This is a genomic window from Ruegeria sp. AD9 (assembly GCF_056542305.1).
Map to the genome: position 1 here is coordinate 345,495 of NZ_JBQFZP010000001.1, position 16,709 is coordinate 362,203.

General features: G+C 62.7%; 20 protein-coding genes. 3 read left to right on the plus strand and 17 right to left on the minus strand.

What is annotated here, in order from left to right; all coding sequences use genetic code 11:
- Both ACR0AM_RS01675 and ACR0AM_RS01680 read left to right on the plus strand, forming a co-directional pair.
- On the plus strand, window positions 1-1,374 hold the full coding sequence (locus ACR0AM_RS01675; RefSeq protein WP_480473360.1) for a pyruvate dehydrogenase complex E1 component subunit beta: 1,374 nt from the start codon (window positions 1-3) through the stop codon (window positions 1,372-1,374).
- Window positions 1,375-1,388: 14 nt separating this feature from the next.
- On the plus strand, window positions 1,389-2,702 hold the full coding sequence (locus ACR0AM_RS01680; RefSeq protein WP_480621949.1) for a pyruvate dehydrogenase complex dihydrolipoamide acetyltransferase: 1,314 nt from the start codon (window positions 1,389-1,391) through the stop codon (window positions 2,700-2,702).
- A 72-nt stretch (window positions 2,703-2,774) separates the two neighbouring features.
- On the opposite strand, the gene cysE is transcribed toward ACR0AM_RS01680, so the two are convergent.
- Window positions 2,775-3,584: a serine O-acetyltransferase gene (gene cysE / locus ACR0AM_RS01685; RefSeq protein ID WP_480621950.1), complete on the minus strand. Its 810-nt coding sequence runs from the start codon at window positions 3,582-3,584 to the stop codon at window positions 2,775-2,777.
- An 84-nt stretch (window positions 3,585-3,668) separates the two neighbouring features.
- On the opposite strand from cysE, the gene ACR0AM_RS01690 reads away from it, so the two are divergent.
- Entirely contained in the window at window positions 3,669-4,007 is a 339-nt protein-coding gene (locus tag ACR0AM_RS01690; RefSeq protein ID WP_480621951.1) for a TraR/DksA family transcriptional regulator, read from the plus strand.
- Here ACR0AM_RS01690 and ACR0AM_RS01695 read toward each other — a convergent pair.
- The 16 genes from ACR0AM_RS01695 to ACR0AM_RS01770 all read right to left on the minus strand — a co-directional run bounded on the left by ACR0AM_RS01695 (window position 3,988) and on the right by ACR0AM_RS01770 (window position 16,661).
- A complete protein-coding gene (locus ACR0AM_RS01695) occupies window positions 3,988-4,284 on the minus strand; it encodes a DUF7742 family protein (protein WP_480621952.1) in 297 nt (98 codons plus the stop codon). The genes ACR0AM_RS01690 and ACR0AM_RS01695 overlap by 20 nt on opposite strands.
- An 8-nt stretch (window positions 4,285-4,292) precedes the next feature.
- The gene (locus tag ACR0AM_RS01700) at window positions 4,293-8,393 is read right to left on the minus strand and encodes a baseplate multidomain protein megatron (protein ID WP_480621953.1); all 4,101 of its coding nucleotides are present in this window, start codon (window positions 8,391-8,393) and stop codon (window positions 4,293-4,295) included.
- The gene (locus tag ACR0AM_RS01705) at window positions 8,393-8,839 is read right to left on the minus strand and encodes a C40 family peptidase (RefSeq protein WP_480517448.1); all 447 of its coding nucleotides are present in this window, start codon (window positions 8,837-8,839) and stop codon (window positions 8,393-8,395) included. The genes ACR0AM_RS01700 and ACR0AM_RS01705 overlap by 1 nt, the downstream gene beginning before the upstream one ends.
- On the minus strand, window positions 8,836-9,723 hold the full coding sequence (locus ACR0AM_RS01710) for a DUF2163 domain-containing protein (protein WP_267364986.1): 888 nt from the start codon (window positions 9,721-9,723) through the stop codon (window positions 8,836-8,838). Before ACR0AM_RS01710 ends, ACR0AM_RS01705 begins: the two co-directional genes overlap by 4 nt.
- Entirely contained in the window at window positions 9,723-10,355 is a 633-nt protein-coding gene (locus ACR0AM_RS01715; protein WP_267364987.1) for a DUF2460 domain-containing protein, read from the minus strand. Before ACR0AM_RS01715 ends, ACR0AM_RS01710 begins: the two co-directional genes overlap by 1 nt.
- Window positions 10,356-10,370: 15 nt before the next feature.
- Window positions 10,371-11,033 carry a phage tail tape measure protein gene (locus ACR0AM_RS01720; protein ID WP_480621954.1) on the minus strand — a complete coding sequence of 221 codons (663 nt, stop codon included), beginning with the start codon at window positions 11,031-11,033 and terminating at the stop codon, window positions 10,371-10,373.
- Window positions 11,020-11,229 (minus strand): rcc01693 family protein, encoded by a 210-nt coding sequence (locus ACR0AM_RS01725; protein ID WP_267364990.1) that lies wholly within the window; start codon window positions 11,227-11,229, stop codon window positions 11,020-11,022. Before ACR0AM_RS01725 ends, ACR0AM_RS01720 begins: the two co-directional genes overlap by 14 nt.
- Entirely contained in the window at window positions 11,226-11,546 is a 321-nt protein-coding gene (locus ACR0AM_RS01730) for a gene transfer agent family protein (RefSeq protein WP_480473372.1), read from the minus strand. The genes ACR0AM_RS01725 and ACR0AM_RS01730 overlap by 4 nt, the downstream gene beginning before the upstream one ends.
- A 4-nt stretch (window positions 11,547-11,550) precedes the next feature.
- Window positions 11,551-11,964 carry a phage major tail protein, TP901-1 family gene (locus tag ACR0AM_RS01735; protein WP_480621955.1) on the minus strand — a complete coding sequence of 138 codons (414 nt, stop codon included), beginning with the start codon at window positions 11,962-11,964 and terminating at the stop codon, window positions 11,551-11,553.
- A gap of 20 nt (window positions 11,965-11,984) precedes the next feature.
- On the minus strand, window positions 11,985-12,398 hold the full coding sequence (locus tag ACR0AM_RS01740) for a DUF3168 domain-containing protein (protein ID WP_480621956.1): 414 nt from the start codon (window positions 12,396-12,398) through the stop codon (window positions 11,985-11,987).
- Window positions 12,395-12,733, minus strand: coding sequence for a phage head closure protein (locus ACR0AM_RS01745; protein WP_480480407.1), 339 nt, complete (start codon window positions 12,731-12,733; stop codon window positions 12,395-12,397). Before ACR0AM_RS01745 ends, ACR0AM_RS01740 begins: the two co-directional genes overlap by 4 nt.
- Complete coding sequence (locus ACR0AM_RS01750; protein WP_480621957.1) at window positions 12,730-13,329, minus strand: head-tail connector protein; 600 nt, start codon at window positions 13,327-13,329, stop codon at window positions 12,730-12,732. Before ACR0AM_RS01750 ends, ACR0AM_RS01745 begins: the two co-directional genes overlap by 4 nt.
- Before the next feature lie 171 nt (window positions 13,330-13,500).
- On the minus strand, window positions 13,501-14,679 hold the full coding sequence (locus ACR0AM_RS01755) for a phage major capsid protein (RefSeq protein ID WP_480517460.1): 1,179 nt from the start codon (window positions 14,677-14,679) through the stop codon (window positions 13,501-13,503).
- A 35-nt stretch (window positions 14,680-14,714) separates the two neighbouring features.
- A complete protein-coding gene (locus tag ACR0AM_RS01760) occupies window positions 14,715-15,272 on the minus strand; it encodes an HK97 family phage prohead protease (protein ID WP_480517462.1) in 558 nt (185 codons plus the stop codon).
- Window positions 15,273-15,286: 14 nt separating this feature from the next.
- Window positions 15,287-15,505 carry a GTA head formation protein, RCAP_rcc01685 family gene (locus tag ACR0AM_RS01765; protein ID WP_480621958.1) on the minus strand — a complete coding sequence of 73 codons (219 nt, stop codon included), beginning with the start codon at window positions 15,503-15,505 and terminating at the stop codon, window positions 15,287-15,289.
- Window positions 15,498-16,661 carry a phage portal protein gene (locus ACR0AM_RS01770; RefSeq protein ID WP_480621959.1) on the minus strand — a complete coding sequence of 388 codons (1,164 nt, stop codon included), beginning with the start codon at window positions 16,659-16,661 and terminating at the stop codon, window positions 15,498-15,500. Before ACR0AM_RS01770 ends, ACR0AM_RS01765 begins: the two co-directional genes overlap by 8 nt.
- Window positions 16,662-16,709: the final 48 nt, after the last annotated feature.

Consider the following 16,709-nt stretch of genomic DNA (forward strand, 5'->3'; position numbering starts at 1 on the left):
ATGGCAACCGAAATTCTCATGCCCGCCCTTTCCCCCACGATGGAAGAGGGCACGCTGGCCAAATGGCTGGTCAAGGAAGGCGACACCGTATCCTCGGGCGATATCCTGGCCGAGATTGAAACCGACAAGGCAACAATGGAATTCGAGGCCGTCGATGAAGGCATCGTTGGCAAGATCCTGATCACTGAGGGCACCGAAGGGGTCAAGGTGAACACCCCCATCGCGGTGCTGGTCGAAGAAGGCGAAGACGCCTCAGCCTTGCCCGCAGCAGCCCCCGCAGCCGCAGCGGCGCCCGAGGCCACCCCCACAGCAACCGCGGCCCCGGCTCCTGCCGCAGCAGCCCCCGCTGCTCCGGCGGTGGACCTGTCACCCGACTGGCCCGCGGATGCTGAGATGAAGTCCGAAACCGTGCGCGAAGCCTTGCGCGATGCAATGGCCGAGGAAATGCGCGGCGATGAAAACGTCTATCTGATGGGCGAGGAAGTCGCCGAATATCAGGGGGCCTATAAAATCTCGCAGGGCCTGCTGGATGAATTTGGCTCCAAACGCGTGATCGACACCCCGATCACCGAACACGGGTTTGCCGGTATCGCGGTGGGTTCGGCCTTCGGCGGTCTGAAACCGATTGTCGAATTCATGACCTTCAACTTCGCCATGCAGGCGATTGACCAGATCATCAACTCTGCGGCCAAAACGCTCTATATGTCCGGTGGTCAGATGGGTTGCCCCATCGTGTTCCGGGGCCCCAACGGAGCCGCCGCCCGCGTGGCCGCACAGCACAGCCAGGACTACGCCGCATGGTACATGCAGATCCCCGGTCTGAAGGTCGTCATGCCCTATTCGGCTGCTGATGCCAAAGGTCTGCTGAAATCGGCCATCCGCGACCCCAACCCGGTTGTGTTCCTGGAAAACGAAATCCTCTACGGTCGCTCTTTCGAGGTGCCGCAGGTGGATGACCTGACTATTCCGCTGGGCAAGGCCCGCATCTGGCGCGAGGGCTCGGACGTGACCATCGTCAGCTTTGGCATCGGCATGCAATACGCGCTGGAAGCCGCCGACAAGCTAGCCGAAGATGGTATCAGCGCCGAAGTGATCGACCTGCGCACCATCCGCCCGATGGACACTGGCGCTATCATCAACTCGGTGATGAAGACCAACCGTCTGGTGACAGTGGAAGAAGGCTGGCCGCAGGGGTCCGTCGGCAGCTACATCAGCTCGGTCGTGATGCAGGAGGCGTTTGATTACCTCGACGCACCGGTCATCAACTGCACCGGCAAGGACGTTCCGATGCCCTATGCCGCCAATCTCGAAAAGCTGGCCCTGATCACCACCGATGAGGTGATCGCCGCCGTCAAACAAGTGACCTACCGGTAAGGAGCGACAGACAGATGCCTACAGAAATTCTGATGCCCGCCCTGTCCCCGACGATGGAGGAAGGCACGCTCGCCAAATGGCTGGTCAAGGAAGGCGACACCGTCTCCTCCGGTGACCTGCTGGCCGAGATCGAAACCGACAAGGCCACGATGGAGTTCGAGGCCGTTGACGAAGGCACCATCGGCAAGATCCTGATCCCCGAGGGCACCGAAGGGGTCAAGGTCAACACCGCCATCGCGGTTCTGCTGGAAGACGGCGAAAGCGCCGATGACATTGGCACCGCCCCGGCTGCTGCTCCGGCGGCTTCCTCCGCAGCCGTCGCGGGCAACGAGGCTGCCGCGCCAGCGGCACCCGAAGCGCCCGCCCCTGACCCGGCCGCTCCGGCCAAGGCTGATGGTGGTCGGATTTTTGCCTCGCCTCTGGCCCGCCGGATTGCTGCGCAAAAAGGTCTCGACCTGACGCAGATTGCCGGCTCCGGCCCGCATGGTCGCATCGTCAAGGTCGATGTTGAAGGCGCAACTGCTACCGCTCCAGCAGCAGCTCCTGCCACTGCTCCTGCCGCCGCCGCGCCCGCAGCTGCCCCAGCAGCTCCATCTGGTCCATCGGCGGATATGGTCGCGCGGATGTACGAAGGCCGCCGGTACGAGGAAATCAAGCTCGACGGTATGCGCAAAACCATTGCCGCACGTCTGGGCGAGGCCAAACAGACCATCCCGCATTTCTACCTGCGCCGCGATATCAAGCTCGATGCGCTGCTAAAATTCCGTGGTCAGTTGAACAAGCAGTTGGAAGGCCGCGGCGTCAAGCTAAGCGTCAATGACTTCATCATCAAGGCTGTCGCCAACGCGTTGCAGCAGGTTCCGGCTTGTAATGCCGTCTGGGCAGGTGACCGGGTGCTGCAACTGAAACCGTCAGACGTGGCAGTTGCCGTCGCAATCGAAGGCGGGTTGTTCACGCCGGTCCTGCAAGATGCTGACATGAAATCCCTGTCAGCCCTTTCGACCGAGATGAAAGACCTTGCCGCCCGCGCACGCGAACGCAAGCTGGCTCCGCATGAATATCAGGGCGGCACCTTTGCCATCTCGAACCTGGGCATGTTCGGCATCGACAATTTCGACGCCATCGTGAACCCTCCCCATGCCGGTATTCTGGCCGTCGGCACCGGCGTCAAGAAACCGGTTGTCGGGGATGATGGCGAGCTGACCGTGGCAACGGTGATGTCTGTCACCATGTCCGTTGATCACCGGGTCATCGACGGCGCGCTGGGGGCCGAGCTGCTCAAGGCCATTGTCGACAATCTGGAAAACCCGATGGTCATGCTGGCGTAAGCCATACCGACCTCGCGAAAAAAAAGGCCGCCTCGAATATCGAGGCGGCCTTTTTTGTTAGTTCAAATCAACCTATTGATCTTTGCCCAGCATGTGATCCATCGAGATCGACGGCTGATCGCATCCGGCCTCGCCCACGATCTTGGCCGGGATACCGGCAACGGTCTTGCACGGCGGAACGTCCTGCAACACCACCGAACCGGCGGCGATACGGCTGCAATGGCCGACCTTGATGTTACCCAGAACCTTTGCCCCGGCCCCGATCAGAACACCATCTCCGATTTTGGGATGGCGGTCTTCCTCCTCCTTGCCGGTTCCGCCCAGCGTCACCGAATGCAGCATCGAAACGTTGTCTCCGACCACGGCGGTTTCACCGATGACGATGGAATGGGCGTGGTCGATCATGATCCCCTTGCCGATCCTCGCGGCCGGGTGAATATCGATGCCGAATATCTCCGACGATCGCATCTGGAAGAAATAGGCCAGATCAAAACGCCCTTTGCGCCACAGCCAGTGCGCCACGCGATAGGCCTGCATGGCCTGATAGCCCTTGAAATACAGGATCGGCTGCAACAACCGATGGCAGGCCGGATCACGCTCATAAACCGCCATCAGATCGGCGCGGGCGGCTTCCAGCAATCCGGAATCGTTTGCATAGGCCTCGTCCACGATCTCACGCAGAACCATCATCGACATTTCGTTCGAACACAGCTTGGCCGCGATCCGATAGGACAGTGCACGCTCAAGGCTGCGGTGATGCAGAATACAGGCGTGTACAAGCCCGCCCATAAGCGGCTCCGTCTCGACGGCTGCTTGGGCTTCGGATGTGATACGGTTCCAGACCGGATCGACCGGTGTCACAGGGCTGCGTTTTTCAAACATAGCTTTTGATCCTTTGCTGCGCCTAGAATGCCATTTAGTGGCAAAAAGGCCAAACGCAAACCCGTGATCCGCGATACAACGAAAATGAATGAGTCTGAACGCGCATATTTTGAAACACGAATTCGCGAGCGTCTGGCCGAACTGGATCAATTGTCCGCATCAGGCCAGCAGGCTCAGGCCGTTGTTGAGCTGGATCAGCAGGCCGTTGGTCGGCTCAGCCGCATGGATGCGCTGCAAAACCAGGCGATGGCAAAGGCGCAACAGGTGAATCGCAATGTTGAAACCCGCCGCCTTCAGGCCGCGCTTATGCGGTTGGACGAAGGGGAGTACGGGTATTGCGAGGATTGTGGCGACCGTATTCCCGATGGGCGATTGTATCTGGATCTGGCCGCCAGCAAATGTGTCAGCTGCGCGACCGGGTGATCAGAAACTCGGCAAGATGGTGCAAAACCGTCGAAAAACACTGACAATATTGCAAATCGTCAAACCCCGGCTCGTCCGCCAGCACCCTGTTGCGCGCAACCGCCATCAACGATCCGTTGCCGTAAACCGGATGCAGTCGACCCGTGCGCGCGCGGTGATTGTCGGCCAGTTCCGCTTCATGGATCATCCGGGCGCATAAGCGGGTCCGCTCGGGCGAGGGCGCCGCCAACAAGGCGCGCGCCGCGGCACTTACATCACCATGCAAAACCGGTCGCATCAGGCCGCTTATCCGACAACCAGACGCGCCATCGCACCGGGGCCGTAAATGGCCGACACCTGCGCAATCCCGACCTCATATGACCCGGTCAGACCATCTGCCGCCTTCATCGCTGCCGAATAGGACCAGCCCTGAAGGGATGTCATCTTTTCACGAACAAGGGTTCCCCCCGCAAAGACACGCACGAGATAGGATTCGCTTTCCTCGCCCAGTGGAACCTCCAGCCCTGACCAGTCATCCCCATCCAACCGGGTGCGCCGCACCCAGGTCAGGTGATCGCCGGTTGCGTCGGATCGCACCCGGAGGTGAACCGGGGAAAACGGGCGCAAACCATTGCCATCGAATGAGGCGATCAGATGCTGGTAAGCCGGATCATCGTAACCACGGGTCGCCGGGCCGATGCGATAGTGTTTGGCCAGCCCCCGCTCGTTGCGCAACAGGTTGATCTGCTGCACCAGATCGTTCAGCAACACGAAAAGGGACCCGTCCGGCCAGACATCCGGCATCAGGGCATCCGACCCCAACTGGCCCCTCAACCGCCCGGACAACGCGTAAACGCCGGGGGAAGCAAGCGTGGCATCCGAGAATTGGAACACCTCCCAGTTGCCGGGTGTTCCGTCGCCGATGGCCGCCAGATTGACACCGTTCAGAACCGCGCCACGCGGACGCGATTCCAGCTGACCGGCCAACAGCCGCACCTTCACCGCTGGGCCTTCGTCCCAGACGCCGATGCTGGCGCGCCTCAGCGGTGTTTCGGTCACGCCCACAATGGCCTGACCGGTGATCACATCACTCAGGCTGTACCCCTCATCGGTTGAGGAGGAATAAACCGTCGCGGCCCCCGACCAAGGATCAGCGGTCACCGCAAGATAAGGTGCATGCGGGATCTCTGCCCCGGTGATCAGCGGCAGGTCCAGAAACACCGGCAGCACGGGAACGGGCGCGGCATAGGGTCTGACAACCGCCGGGTCGTCGCGCAATTGCGATGCCTTATACACGCCCTGTTCAATCCGAACCGCCTCGACCAGTTGCAGATCGGCCGATTCCAGTCGGTCAATCCGGTAAAGGGGGCTGTTTTCGGTTTCTGACAACCGCACCAAATCACCTGCGCCCAGATGCAGCAGTGATGGCGGCAAGGCAAACCGCACCGTATCGCGGGAAACACGGGCCTCACTCAACCAGCGCTCAGCCGTTTGCCGACCTTCGGTGCGTGTCATGGACAGCGGCATCTCATTGACCGAGACCGAATGCGTGCTGTCCTCGGGCAGAACCGCCTCTTCCGCAACCAGATCGTGATCCGCATCCGACTGGACAAAAAGCAGGCGCACGCGGCCCGTCATCTCGGCCTCGGCTTCACGCCGGTGTTCAACCGTGCCATCCAGATCACCGCTGATCGCCAGATGATCGGGATTCAGGGCAATCGCGCCATAGCCATCGCGCATCTGAAAGCGCAAGATGCCGTTCCGTTCGATCGCGTCGAACCCATAGCGCAGCATCAGCGGCTGCAAAGCCGACCGCGCATTTGTCACATCTTCGATGACATATCCCCGAACCACGCCATAAAGCCCGGAAACATCGATATCCGTCACCCCTGCCGCGTGGCATATCTCAGTCACGACCGAGGCCAGCGTCCGCGAGCCGGACCGGCCGTTCAGCCAATGCCCCCGGTCATAGTTCGCCCCATCATCCCATTGGCTTCGCAGATTGGGAAAGGTCGGAAACGGGCGGGTATCCCACGCCCAGACATAGGCATTCGCCAAATCCAGCATTGGCCCGCCGTAGACTTGCGACACCGGGTTGACGTCCGGGTCGCTCCAATATCCAAGGGTCGCTGCAAGGTACTGGACCTGAATAAAATCGTCGCGCAGACCGTTTGAATATGCAGGCAGCAGCGACTCAGACGATTTCGGGTCCAGAAACTTGTTCGGCTGGTTCGTGCCCTTGTCGATTGCCGCACATCCCAACTCGGTAAACCAGATCGGCTTTGATCCGGGCACCCAGTCGGTCGGATTGGGTTGACGAACGCCACCGATCCGCTCGTGGTGCAGATTTGACCACCAGCCGCGCAGGTCCTTGTACCGCCAGACCCATGGCTCATCATGCTCCTGATCTTCGATGGGCGTTCTGATCTGTGCCTCGGCCTCTTCCAGCGAGGCATAATACCAGTCATACCCCTCGCCCCCCTCGATATTGCCGCGCAGATATCCCAGGTCGTAGACCGACGGCGCACCTGCCGCGGCGTCTACGTGATTTTCGCCATCGCGCCAGTCAGACAACGGCATGTAATTATCGATGCCAATGAAATCGATGTTGTCATCCGCCCATAACGGGTCGAGGTGAAAATACCTGTCTCCGCTTCCGTCGGGCTGGTATCCGAAATACTCGCTCCAATCCGCTGCATAGCCGATCTTGGTGTCCGGGCCCAGAATCTGGCGCACCTCTGCCGCCAGCGCACGCAGTTGCGCAACAGCGGGAAAGCCCGAGGCTCCGCGGATCTGGGTCAGGCCACGCATCTCGGACGAGATACAGAAGGACGACACTCCACCAGCCGCCTTGCACAACATGGCATAGTGCAGAATGAACCGTCGCAGGCCCCATTCCTGCGGGCCAGAATATTTGACGATTTTCGTGGCCCGAACGGGACCATTGCCAAGCAAGCCGCCAAACGTGCCACCACCGTTTAGCCATTGCAGATCGCCAAGCCCGCGATCATCCGGCCGCCCGCCAAGCAACGGGCCCGAGCCACTGCCGCCGCCAGAGCCTACCGGGTCGTCAAAGCCTTCGTTGATCGTAAAATCTGCAGCACTTGCTGTCCCAAAGAACGCGGCCACCTGCGCGTCCGCCGCAGCGGTCTGATCAGCAGACCCCGCGCGCCCCGGTGCCACATCCAGCGTGATCCGTCCCCGCCAAGGCAGATGGGGCTGGCTTGCGGCCTCCGACCAGGGATCAGGCAGCCCGTTTCCCGGCAACTGCTCCATCAGGATGAACGGGTAGAATATGACCCGCTTACCCGACTGGTTGAGGTGACGGATCGCCTCGACCACTGCCGGGTCTGCGGGTGTTCCGCCATAGACCGGGCGACCATCCTGCCGCGCGACCTGGCCCGCCGTGCTTCGGACCTGATCCGACACGATCCAGGGCATGTTGCGGCTGTCCGTGTCGCTCTGTTCGACCTTGGGCCGGATCGTGCATGTGCCGCATCTCAGATCGTCACCGAACCACGAAACCACCAACGAGGCCGCATCGCAATTTGGCAACTCGGTCTCCAGCGCACGGGTCGAGCTCACAAGATCCGATACACCCGACGCGGAATGCACATTGGCCGCCCAGCTTGTCCCGGATTGCGTATAATTCACCTGCGAACGGGCCAGCGCATACTCGCCCGTACCCGGAATCATCGCCACGCCCCGCACGATCTGCGGCAGGGCGCTTGGGTAATCCGGCATGTCGCGCTGCGCGGGGCGCACCACTTCGAACGAGAACTGCGGCACCCGATTGCCAAAACTCGCAAGCTGGAAATCCTCGATCACCACATAGGCTGTACCGCGATAGGCTGGTACCGTGCCCGCCCCTTCGATTGCTTCGATCAGGGGATCGGGCAACTGATCCTGCGTGCCGTGATAGATGCGCATGTTCAGCCCGGATCGGTCCTGTTCTTCCCCGTCTGCCCAGATGCGCCCGACATCGGCAATCTCGCCTGCACCAACGGCAATGGCCAGCGAAATCGAATAGCTGTAGCTGACGGTGGTCACTTCGGGGGCCTTGGGTTTTCCTTTGCCCCCGCCTCCGCCGCCCTGCGTTTCCCGGGTCTCGGTCTCCAGAAAGTCCGAGGCCCAGATGACCTGACCGCCCACGCGCATACGCCCAAAGACCGTGGTCACCGGGGCGCCCTCGCCGGTTTCCGTCAGCCTGAACCGGTCCATGCGGCCTGTTTCGACGACTTCACTGCCACTGCCCATGACGGATTGACTGAAGAACCTTTGGTCGATAACCCGCCCGACCGTCGCGCCAATGGCCCGGCCGATGATCGCGGTGGACAGGCCCGCGACGGTGCCACCAATTGACCCGCCCAGCGCGGCCCCGGCTGCGGAAAGAAGAATAGTAGCCATCAGAGCACCTCCAACGGGAATTCGAAACAGGAAACGACCCTGCGATGCCATGGGCCGCTCAGCGCGTTCTCGACGACGCCATGACCGGAATAGGCGTGAATGAACCTCGGCTCAGAGCCTGCGACGCTGACGATGCCAAGATGTTTGGCCACGCTGCCATCGCGCATCCGGAACAGCAGCACATCTGCGACCGCGAAATCGGCGGCCGGTTTTTCGACCAGATGCCGCCGCGCCGCCGCCCACATGCGTTCCTCGCCCTGCGGCTCGGACCAGTCCAGACTGTAGACCGGAACCGCCTCGGGCTCCTGCCCGATCACGGCGCGCCAGACGCCGCGCAACAGGCCCAGACAATCCGTGCCCGCCCCCTTGGTCGAGGCCTGATGCACATAAGGCGTCCCCAGCCAGCTGCGCGCTTCTGCGACAATATCCTGCCTGTGTATCGTCACCTCAGGCTCCCTCCGCTGTTAGCTTTGCTCTGTTTGGGAACGGCCATCACCCAGTCTTCGCCCGGAAGATCAGGAAAGCCCTGAAAGTTCAGCAGGTTGTTAAACTTCAGGCGGCAGGTCTCCATGCGTTTGTCGCACCCCGCCCGCAGCCTGACCATGTCACCCGGCACCAGGCTTTCCCCGAAACCGGACCAGAGCGTGATTTGCCGCCCTTCCGCCACCTGCCGGTCATGCTTGATTGATGACCAAAGCCCCTTCGCCGCTCCCGACACAACGTCGACCCTGCCGCGCTCGAACCAGCCGTCTTCGATGGTTGCCCCGCCCGCAACAAGCAGAACGGTTCCGCCATCGAAACCGGTGACGGCGCCCTCGATCCAATAGCCGGGCGTATCCATGTCGAACCGACAGGTCCGGTCCCCCAAAACGGCAGTACAAGGCTTCTGATACACGCGCCCCAACGGGCGGTTCAGCAAATCGGTCAGGCCACGCAGCTCCGCGTGGAATGCACCGCCTGCGCGCCGCAATTCCCCGATCGAGCCCCGGAACTGAAGGATACGCTGATCCGGGTCGGCCCAGTTGACCAGCCACGCGCGCACTTCGGCCCCGTCGAACCGCCCCGCCTCGATATCCTCTTCGCGAATGGCCGCATCCGACAGCGCGCCCATGGCTTCGGTGTTGTCAATGGACAGGCCGGTGGCCTGCTCGATGGCCGCCGCCGTCAAACCGGTGCTGGCCCTGAACGTCAATCCGTCAAAGCCAAGTTCCAGATCGTGATCGGTGAACCCGTATTCCTGACCATCCCGGCGTCTGATCGCCCAACACCGGCACACGGTGGTCATTCCGCTTTGCAGATGCGCGTGCAGGCCCTGTTCATCCACAGCCATCAGACACGCACCTCGACCACGGGAACGTTCGGCGCCTCTCCGGCCTGAAAACTGGCGACGCTGGTATGGATCTTGTCGGTGTCAAACCGCACCGGTACATCGAATTCGAACCCGGCGGTGATATCCACCTCTTCCGGTGGCGGGTCGGCAAAGGTGATCCGGCCTGTTGCCAGATCAACCTCGAATTCCACGCCCTCCCGGATTTCGTCCTGATCCAGCCCCAGACGCACCGTCCCCAGCACCGGCTTGACGATGGGGCGGGCATAGCTGACCCCGCCCGAGCTATAGGTCTTGATCAGCTGAAACTCGGTCCGCACACCGTCGCCGCGAGCGATAACCTGATCTCCGACATCGACATCCAACGTGGCCTTGCCGGATTTGAAATCCGACCAGTCCTTCCAGCGAAACCCGTACATCTGGCCCTGCCGCGCCTCGAAGAACGAGATCAGCGTCTCGATATCGTCCAGCGAGCGCATCCCCAGCCCCGCGTCATACCTGCGCCGGGAATGGGCCCAGGGCGTGTTGCGCTCTTCGAACCCGTTGGCCAGCGTCACAATATCCGTGCGCCGTTCGGGCCCCCCGACCGAGCCAAAGCTCAGGCTGGCGGGAAATCTCACCTCGTGGAAAGTCATCACCTGCTCCCTGATTTACCTGTTGCGATTGCCGCGCCCCAACGCACGGCTCATCTGTGCTGCAATCTGTCCCTGCGAGCGGCGGAACCCCTGCACATCCGGGGTCGTGATGTTCATCACCACATTCACCGAACGCCCGACGCCCTGCGTGCGCACGCCCAGCTTGCCGTCCGCGCCGCGCGCCAGCGGCATGATCGCCTCGGGGCCAGCCTCGCCCATCAGCCCGGTGCCGCCGCGCATTGGAAACATCGTCGGGCTGCTGACCACGCCGCCATTGGCAAACGGTATCACCCGGCCCTGGCTGAAACTGCCACCATCGGCAAAGGGCAGAAGACCCTGCACCAACCCGCCGACCGAGTTTGCCAGCAATCCGCCAAAATGATCCGTCACCGGCTTGATCGCGGCTGCATAAGCCGTTTGGATCAAAGAGTTCTTCAGCACATCCAGCGCGCCCGACAGGCTCATCCCGTCCAGAACCACGCCATCGAACGCCTTGCGCAAACCGCTGGACATGCCCCGTTCCAACGTGGCGACATCCTTGCCGGTTTCCTCGAATGCGGCGCTGATCCGCTTCATCTGGCTGTCAAACGCCGCGGCCATCGTCGCAGCATCACCCAGGGCATCGCCCAACGCTGCGCCCCGTTCCTGCAAGTCGTCAAACCCGTCACGATCCGTCATCACGCTCTCCTTGTTGCTTGTCCGGGAAGGCGGCCAGCAGCGCGTCAAGGCCTGCCCGGTTCATCGCGGACATCCCGGCGCCCTGCCCCAGCATCAGCCGCAGTTCTGCCGGAGTCAGACGCCAGAACTGATCCGGCGTCAGCCGCAGCCCCAGAAACCCGGCCCGCATCAGGGCGGGCCAGTCAAACCCGCTCATGTCGTTTCCGGCACCATGAAGGCGCGGGCCAGCAGTTCGGCCGCCGCTTTGGCCGCAGCCATGGGGCCGCCCTCGATCTCGGCATGAAACAGGTCGGCGCGGGTGGCATTCCGGCCTCCGCCCCGCAATCCGGCAACGATCAGCGCCAGCACGTCACCGCTGGAATACGCGCCACCCTCAAACCGCTGCACCAGCTCGACCAGGGATCCGGTGTTCAGCTCCTGCTCCAGTTCCGCCAAAGCGCCCAGCGTCAGCTTGAGCACCCGCCGCTCTCCATCGATGGTCAGTGCCACCTCGCCCGTCCACGGATTGGCCATGCGATTACAGCGCCGTAAAGCTCAGCGCACCGGCGCTTGCCATGCTCATCTCATAGGTCGCCTCACCGTTGTATGAGCCTGCATACTCGATGCCCGTCACCTGAAACGCCCCCTCGACAATGCCGAAATCGGGGATGATCACCTGAAACGCCGGGGTCTCGCCGTCAAAAAACAGCTGCCGCGCACGTTCGTCCGTACCAGCATCCTTGAACACGCCCGAACCCGAGATCGAGGCCGATTTGACCCCCGCCCCCGACAACAGCTCGCGCCAACCCCCCTGACTTTCCAGACTGGTGACGTCCACGCTTTCGGCGTTGAAACTGATCCGCGTGGCCCGCAGGCCCGCAATGGTCTGGAACAGGCCCGTGCCGTTCATATCCACTTTGACCAAAAGGTCTTTTCCGTTCTGGGCAGCCATGTGCTCTCTCCGTTGATTGCTTAGTCGTCTTCCACGCGGGCGCGGAATCTCAGGTCGATCTGGCGGATGCTGCCGCCTGTCCCGGTTCGCCGGGCCGAGGCGCGCTCGAACCACAGCCCGACCAGATGCCCGCGGCTCAGAGCCAGCGGCGCATTGTCCAGCGCGTCACACACCGCCCCGGCCAGCGTCTTTGCCGCGCCAAACCCGGCGGCTTCGGACACCACCGAAACCGTAAAGCGGTGGATCGCACCCGCGCCCGACCGGTCCGAGGCGTCGCGGACCTCTTCCGGGCCCAATGTCACATAGGCCAGCGGAACCGTTCCCGTGGGCACCGCGTCATAGATCGCGCCACCGGACTGGCCGCTGACATCCGCATCCCCGGTCAGGTGCTGAAACACCGCCGCCTGCAGGGCGGCTGATACGCCATAGCTCATGCCGCCACCTCTTCATCCGCGAAACAGGTCAGGTACTGGCCGCGCGCGTCGCGCTCAGCCACGGCGCGGATGACGAAACGGCGATTGCCTTCGCGAAACCGCTGATCCGGCGCCGGGCGCATGGTCGACCCCTCGGGCGCGCCCCGCACCACGATGCGATACCCCACGCGCGAGACGGAAACGCCGGCGATCTGCCGTTCCGCGCCACTGCGCGCCGTGACCTCGGCCCACAGCGTTCCCAACGCGGCCCATGCCTCGGTATATCCCCCGGCCCCGTCAGCGCTGCGCATCGGGGCCTCAAGGACCAGCTTGCGGTTCAGACGCGGCGTATTCATTGCACCACCCCCGCACCAAAGCGCACCATGCGATAGCGCTGGATCAGGCTGGTGACGCCAAACGGCATACACCCCGCGCCCAGCGCGGTCTCGTCCCGGTATTCGTAATAATGCGCCGCCAGCAGCAGAACCGCCTGGCCCAGATCGGCGGGCAAACCGGCCCAATCCGTGGCCATCCCGGCCGTGAAGGAGATCTTCACCGCACCCCCCGTTGCAATCGCAGGCAGGGCCGACCCGACCGGCCGCAACCGCGGGCGCTGGCCATCGCGTTCCAGCCGATACACCGCCGCATCCGCAACGGTTTCAGAACCTGCCGCATCGGTCAGCGTCACGGCCAGCACCGATGTCACCGGAGCAACCGGCAAAACCTCGCCCAACGGATCGCGCCAACCGCTCAGGCTCCATGAAAAGTCGCGCTCGATCAGAACCTTGCCGGTGCGCGCCTCAATCGCGGCCATGGCCGCCCGCAGGAACCCCTTCAGCACCTCGTTCTGAACGTCATCCTCGGCAAAGCCCCTGCCCAGCCGCAGATGCGCCTTGAACTGATCCACCGGCAGCGCCGCATCCGCGATGGCGGTTTCTTCGATCAACATCATCCATTCACTCCGCAATCTCGGACCCCACCGGGGGCCTCAGTCAGGAAAATGACGGGCACGCGCCGCCCCACGTTGCTCGGACGGAGGGGAGCAGCTAGACAACGCGGGGGATCTCACCCCGGCCCGTGCCCGCCGCCCGAGGGGCTGATGGCCCCCCGGATTCGCCACCGCCTATGCGATGCCGAATTTCACCAGCTTGATGGCTGCAAAGTCGCTCACATCACCGCCCACGCGTTTGGTCGCATAGAACAGGACATGCGGCTTGGCGCTGAACGGGTCGCGCAGCACGCGCAGATCGGGGCGTTCGGCGATGGTGTAACCGGATTTGAAGTCGCCAAACGCGATCGAGAAGCTGTCCGAGGCCGCATCCGGCATGTCCTCGGCAATCAGTACCGGATAGCCCATCAGGCGCGCGGGCTCACCAGCGGCCAGACCGTCCGACCACAGGAAACGGCCATCGCTGTCCTTCAGCTTGCGGATCACACCCGCCGTTTTCGAGTTCATGACGAATGTGCCATTGACCCGGTATTGCGCGCCCAGCGCATAAACCACATCGACAATCGCATCCGCGTCGACACCGCCATCGATGCCGGTGGCAACATACCCCAGGCTGCCCCAGGACCAGGTGTCGTCGGATACCGCGCGGTGGATCATCAGACCTTTGGGTTTGTCCACACCGTCACCCGCGATAAAGGCCGCCGCCTCGGCACGGGCGAACTTGTCGGCAATCCGACCGGCCAGCCAGCCCTCGACATCGAACGCGCTGTCATCCAGCAAACGTTGCGAGGCTTTGGGCAGCGCGCTCAACTCGTGCAGTGGGATCGAGATGCGGTCGATCGACGGGGTTCCGGTTTCGGAAGTGGACGAATTCTCATCTGCCCAGCCGGCACCGACATCGGTATGGTCGATCAGCACATCGAACGAATTCGCCTCGACATTCACCACCGACGCAATCGAGCGGATCGACGCGGTTGCGTTCAGAACCGACTTGATCGTCTCGGCGGTCTGCGGATCGACCAGATACCCGCCATCGCTGTTGACGGCGGTGGACAGCGATTTGCTCTCCATCTCCAGCCCGCGCAGCCCGTCATCCTCGCCCGAGCGTACATAGGCGTCGAACGCCTTCTGGTGCGGTGCACCGTCCAGGGTCGAGGCCGCAAGATGCGGGCGCGCCGCGATGGTTGATTTACGATCCAGCATGGTCAGTCGCTCTTCTGTCTGTTGCAGTTTTGTTTTAACTTCAGCCTTCAGGCCCTTGAATTCATTCACGAAGCCAGCCATCGCCTGCTTCACCTCCTGAACCAGGGGCGCACCCTCTCCGGTCAAGGCCGGGATCTCGGTCTTGCTCATCAGCATGTCCTGTTTTTGGGTGGGTTTGAGGCGCGCTAGGTCCGCGCCAGCTCCTGCCGGGCGTCGTTGAACACCTCGGCAATACTGCGCCAGGTATTCTCGGCATCGGGGTCGCTCCCCTTTGCCGCCACCCGCGCACTGGGCAGCATCGGGAAGGTCACCAGCGACACCTCCCAAAGCTCCAGTTCCGTCAGGACCCGCTGGCCCTTGTCATTCTTCACGGCCCGTTTGGTGCGATAGCCGATCGACAGGCCATCCATCGCACCCGCGCGGATCAGCTCGGCCGCTTCGCGGCCTTTCTGGGTGCTTTCCAGCAGACGTCCCTTGACCCACAGGCCCTTGTCGTCCTCGCGTACCTCGTCCCAGACGCCTATGGGTTGCGCCGGGTCGTGCTGCCACAGCATCTTGACCCGCTGACCCGCCTTGGCGAGCCCCTCTAGCGAGGCGCGATAGGCCCCGCGCTGCACCATGTCACTGCCATGATCGACTTGCCCGAACAGGCTGGCATAGCCTTCGATCATCGCATCCTCGGTCACCGACAGGATGTCACCGAACCCTGCGAACTTATGCTCCAAATCCATGAACTTCTCCATGTAACCCACTGAACTTATGGCGTTACCACCAGGAATGACTGAAACGCCTGCGCCAGGATCACTGCGGCCACACCATAGACCGTCAGCCACAGCCGTTTCTCCACCCGCTCCATCATCCCTTCGATCTGATCCAGCCGCCTGCACAGATGCGCGTGCTGGATCTCGGCCACCCGCTCATGCGCGGCCAGACGTAGCCCCGGCGCGCATTCGAACGGCGGATACCCCTCAGCCATCGGCACGCTCCGGCAGCCCCAGCAACCTGCGTTTTTCCACATCGCTCAGGAATTCCGCCCGATTGACCCGCGCCCATTGCGCATCCCGCTCTGCGGACAGGGCCGTTACTTGATCCAGATCGGGCTTCAGCATCAGATCCTCGCCGGTAAAGCCCGTCAGCCACTCCGACACCGCCGCCGCCACCCGCGTCACCAGGGGCAGCACGGTCAGGCGGTAAAACGCCCGGTTGGCCTCCTGATAGTTCGAATAGGTCGCGTCGCCCTGTATCCCCAGCAGCATCGGCGGGACCCCAAAGGCCAGCGCGATCTCGCGGGCGGCGGCTTCCTTGGTCTTCTGAAACTCCATATCCGAGGGGGAAAAGCCCATCGGCTTCCAATCCAGCCCTCCCTCCAGAACCATCGGACGGCCGGCATTGCGCGCCCCGCGATAGTTCTGCTCGATCTCGTCGGACAGACGGCGGAACTGTTCTTCGGCCATCATTCCGTGGCCATCACCGCCCTTCCACACCAGCGCCCCCGAGGGCCGCGCCGCATTGTCCAGCAGCGATTTTGACCACCGCGAGGCGCTGTTGTGCACGTCAATCGCCGTCGCCGCCGCCTGCATCGGCGAGAAACCGTAATGATCATCCTGCGGGTGGAACGTCTTGATATGGCAGATGGCCTCGGCCGAGAACCGGTGCGTCTTGCCACCGACGCTGTAATCATAGGCCTTGGGCCACCCATCCGCCCCCGGCACCACGCTCATCCGGTCCGAACGCAAAACATGCAGCTCAACCGGCAGCCCGTCCTCGACCTGCACCGCCTCGACATAAGCATTGCCCGACAGCAGCAGCTGCCCGAACAGGGCCTCCAGCATCTCTGCCCGCCCCTGCGCCGCATTCGGGCGCCGCAACAGGGCCAGGATCGGATGCGCATCGAAGCGCTGCCCCTGACCCTGCAAAATCAAGGGCAGAGCCGCCGCCGATTCAGCAATCAGCTTGACCGACCGAAACCCCACCGGATTGCCCGAAAATCCCGTCCGTGTCAGCGACACCGTGTCCCGCGGGCTCCACGCCACGCGCCCGCCGGTCTGCCATGCCACCACAGGCCCGGTCGCGCTCGCCTTCGCCTCGGGCGCGCTCCCAGCCGATCCACGACGCAAGAAATCGAATACCATCTGTGCTCCTTTCTGCCGCCGCTCTGCCCGGCTTGTTGAAAGGAGTTA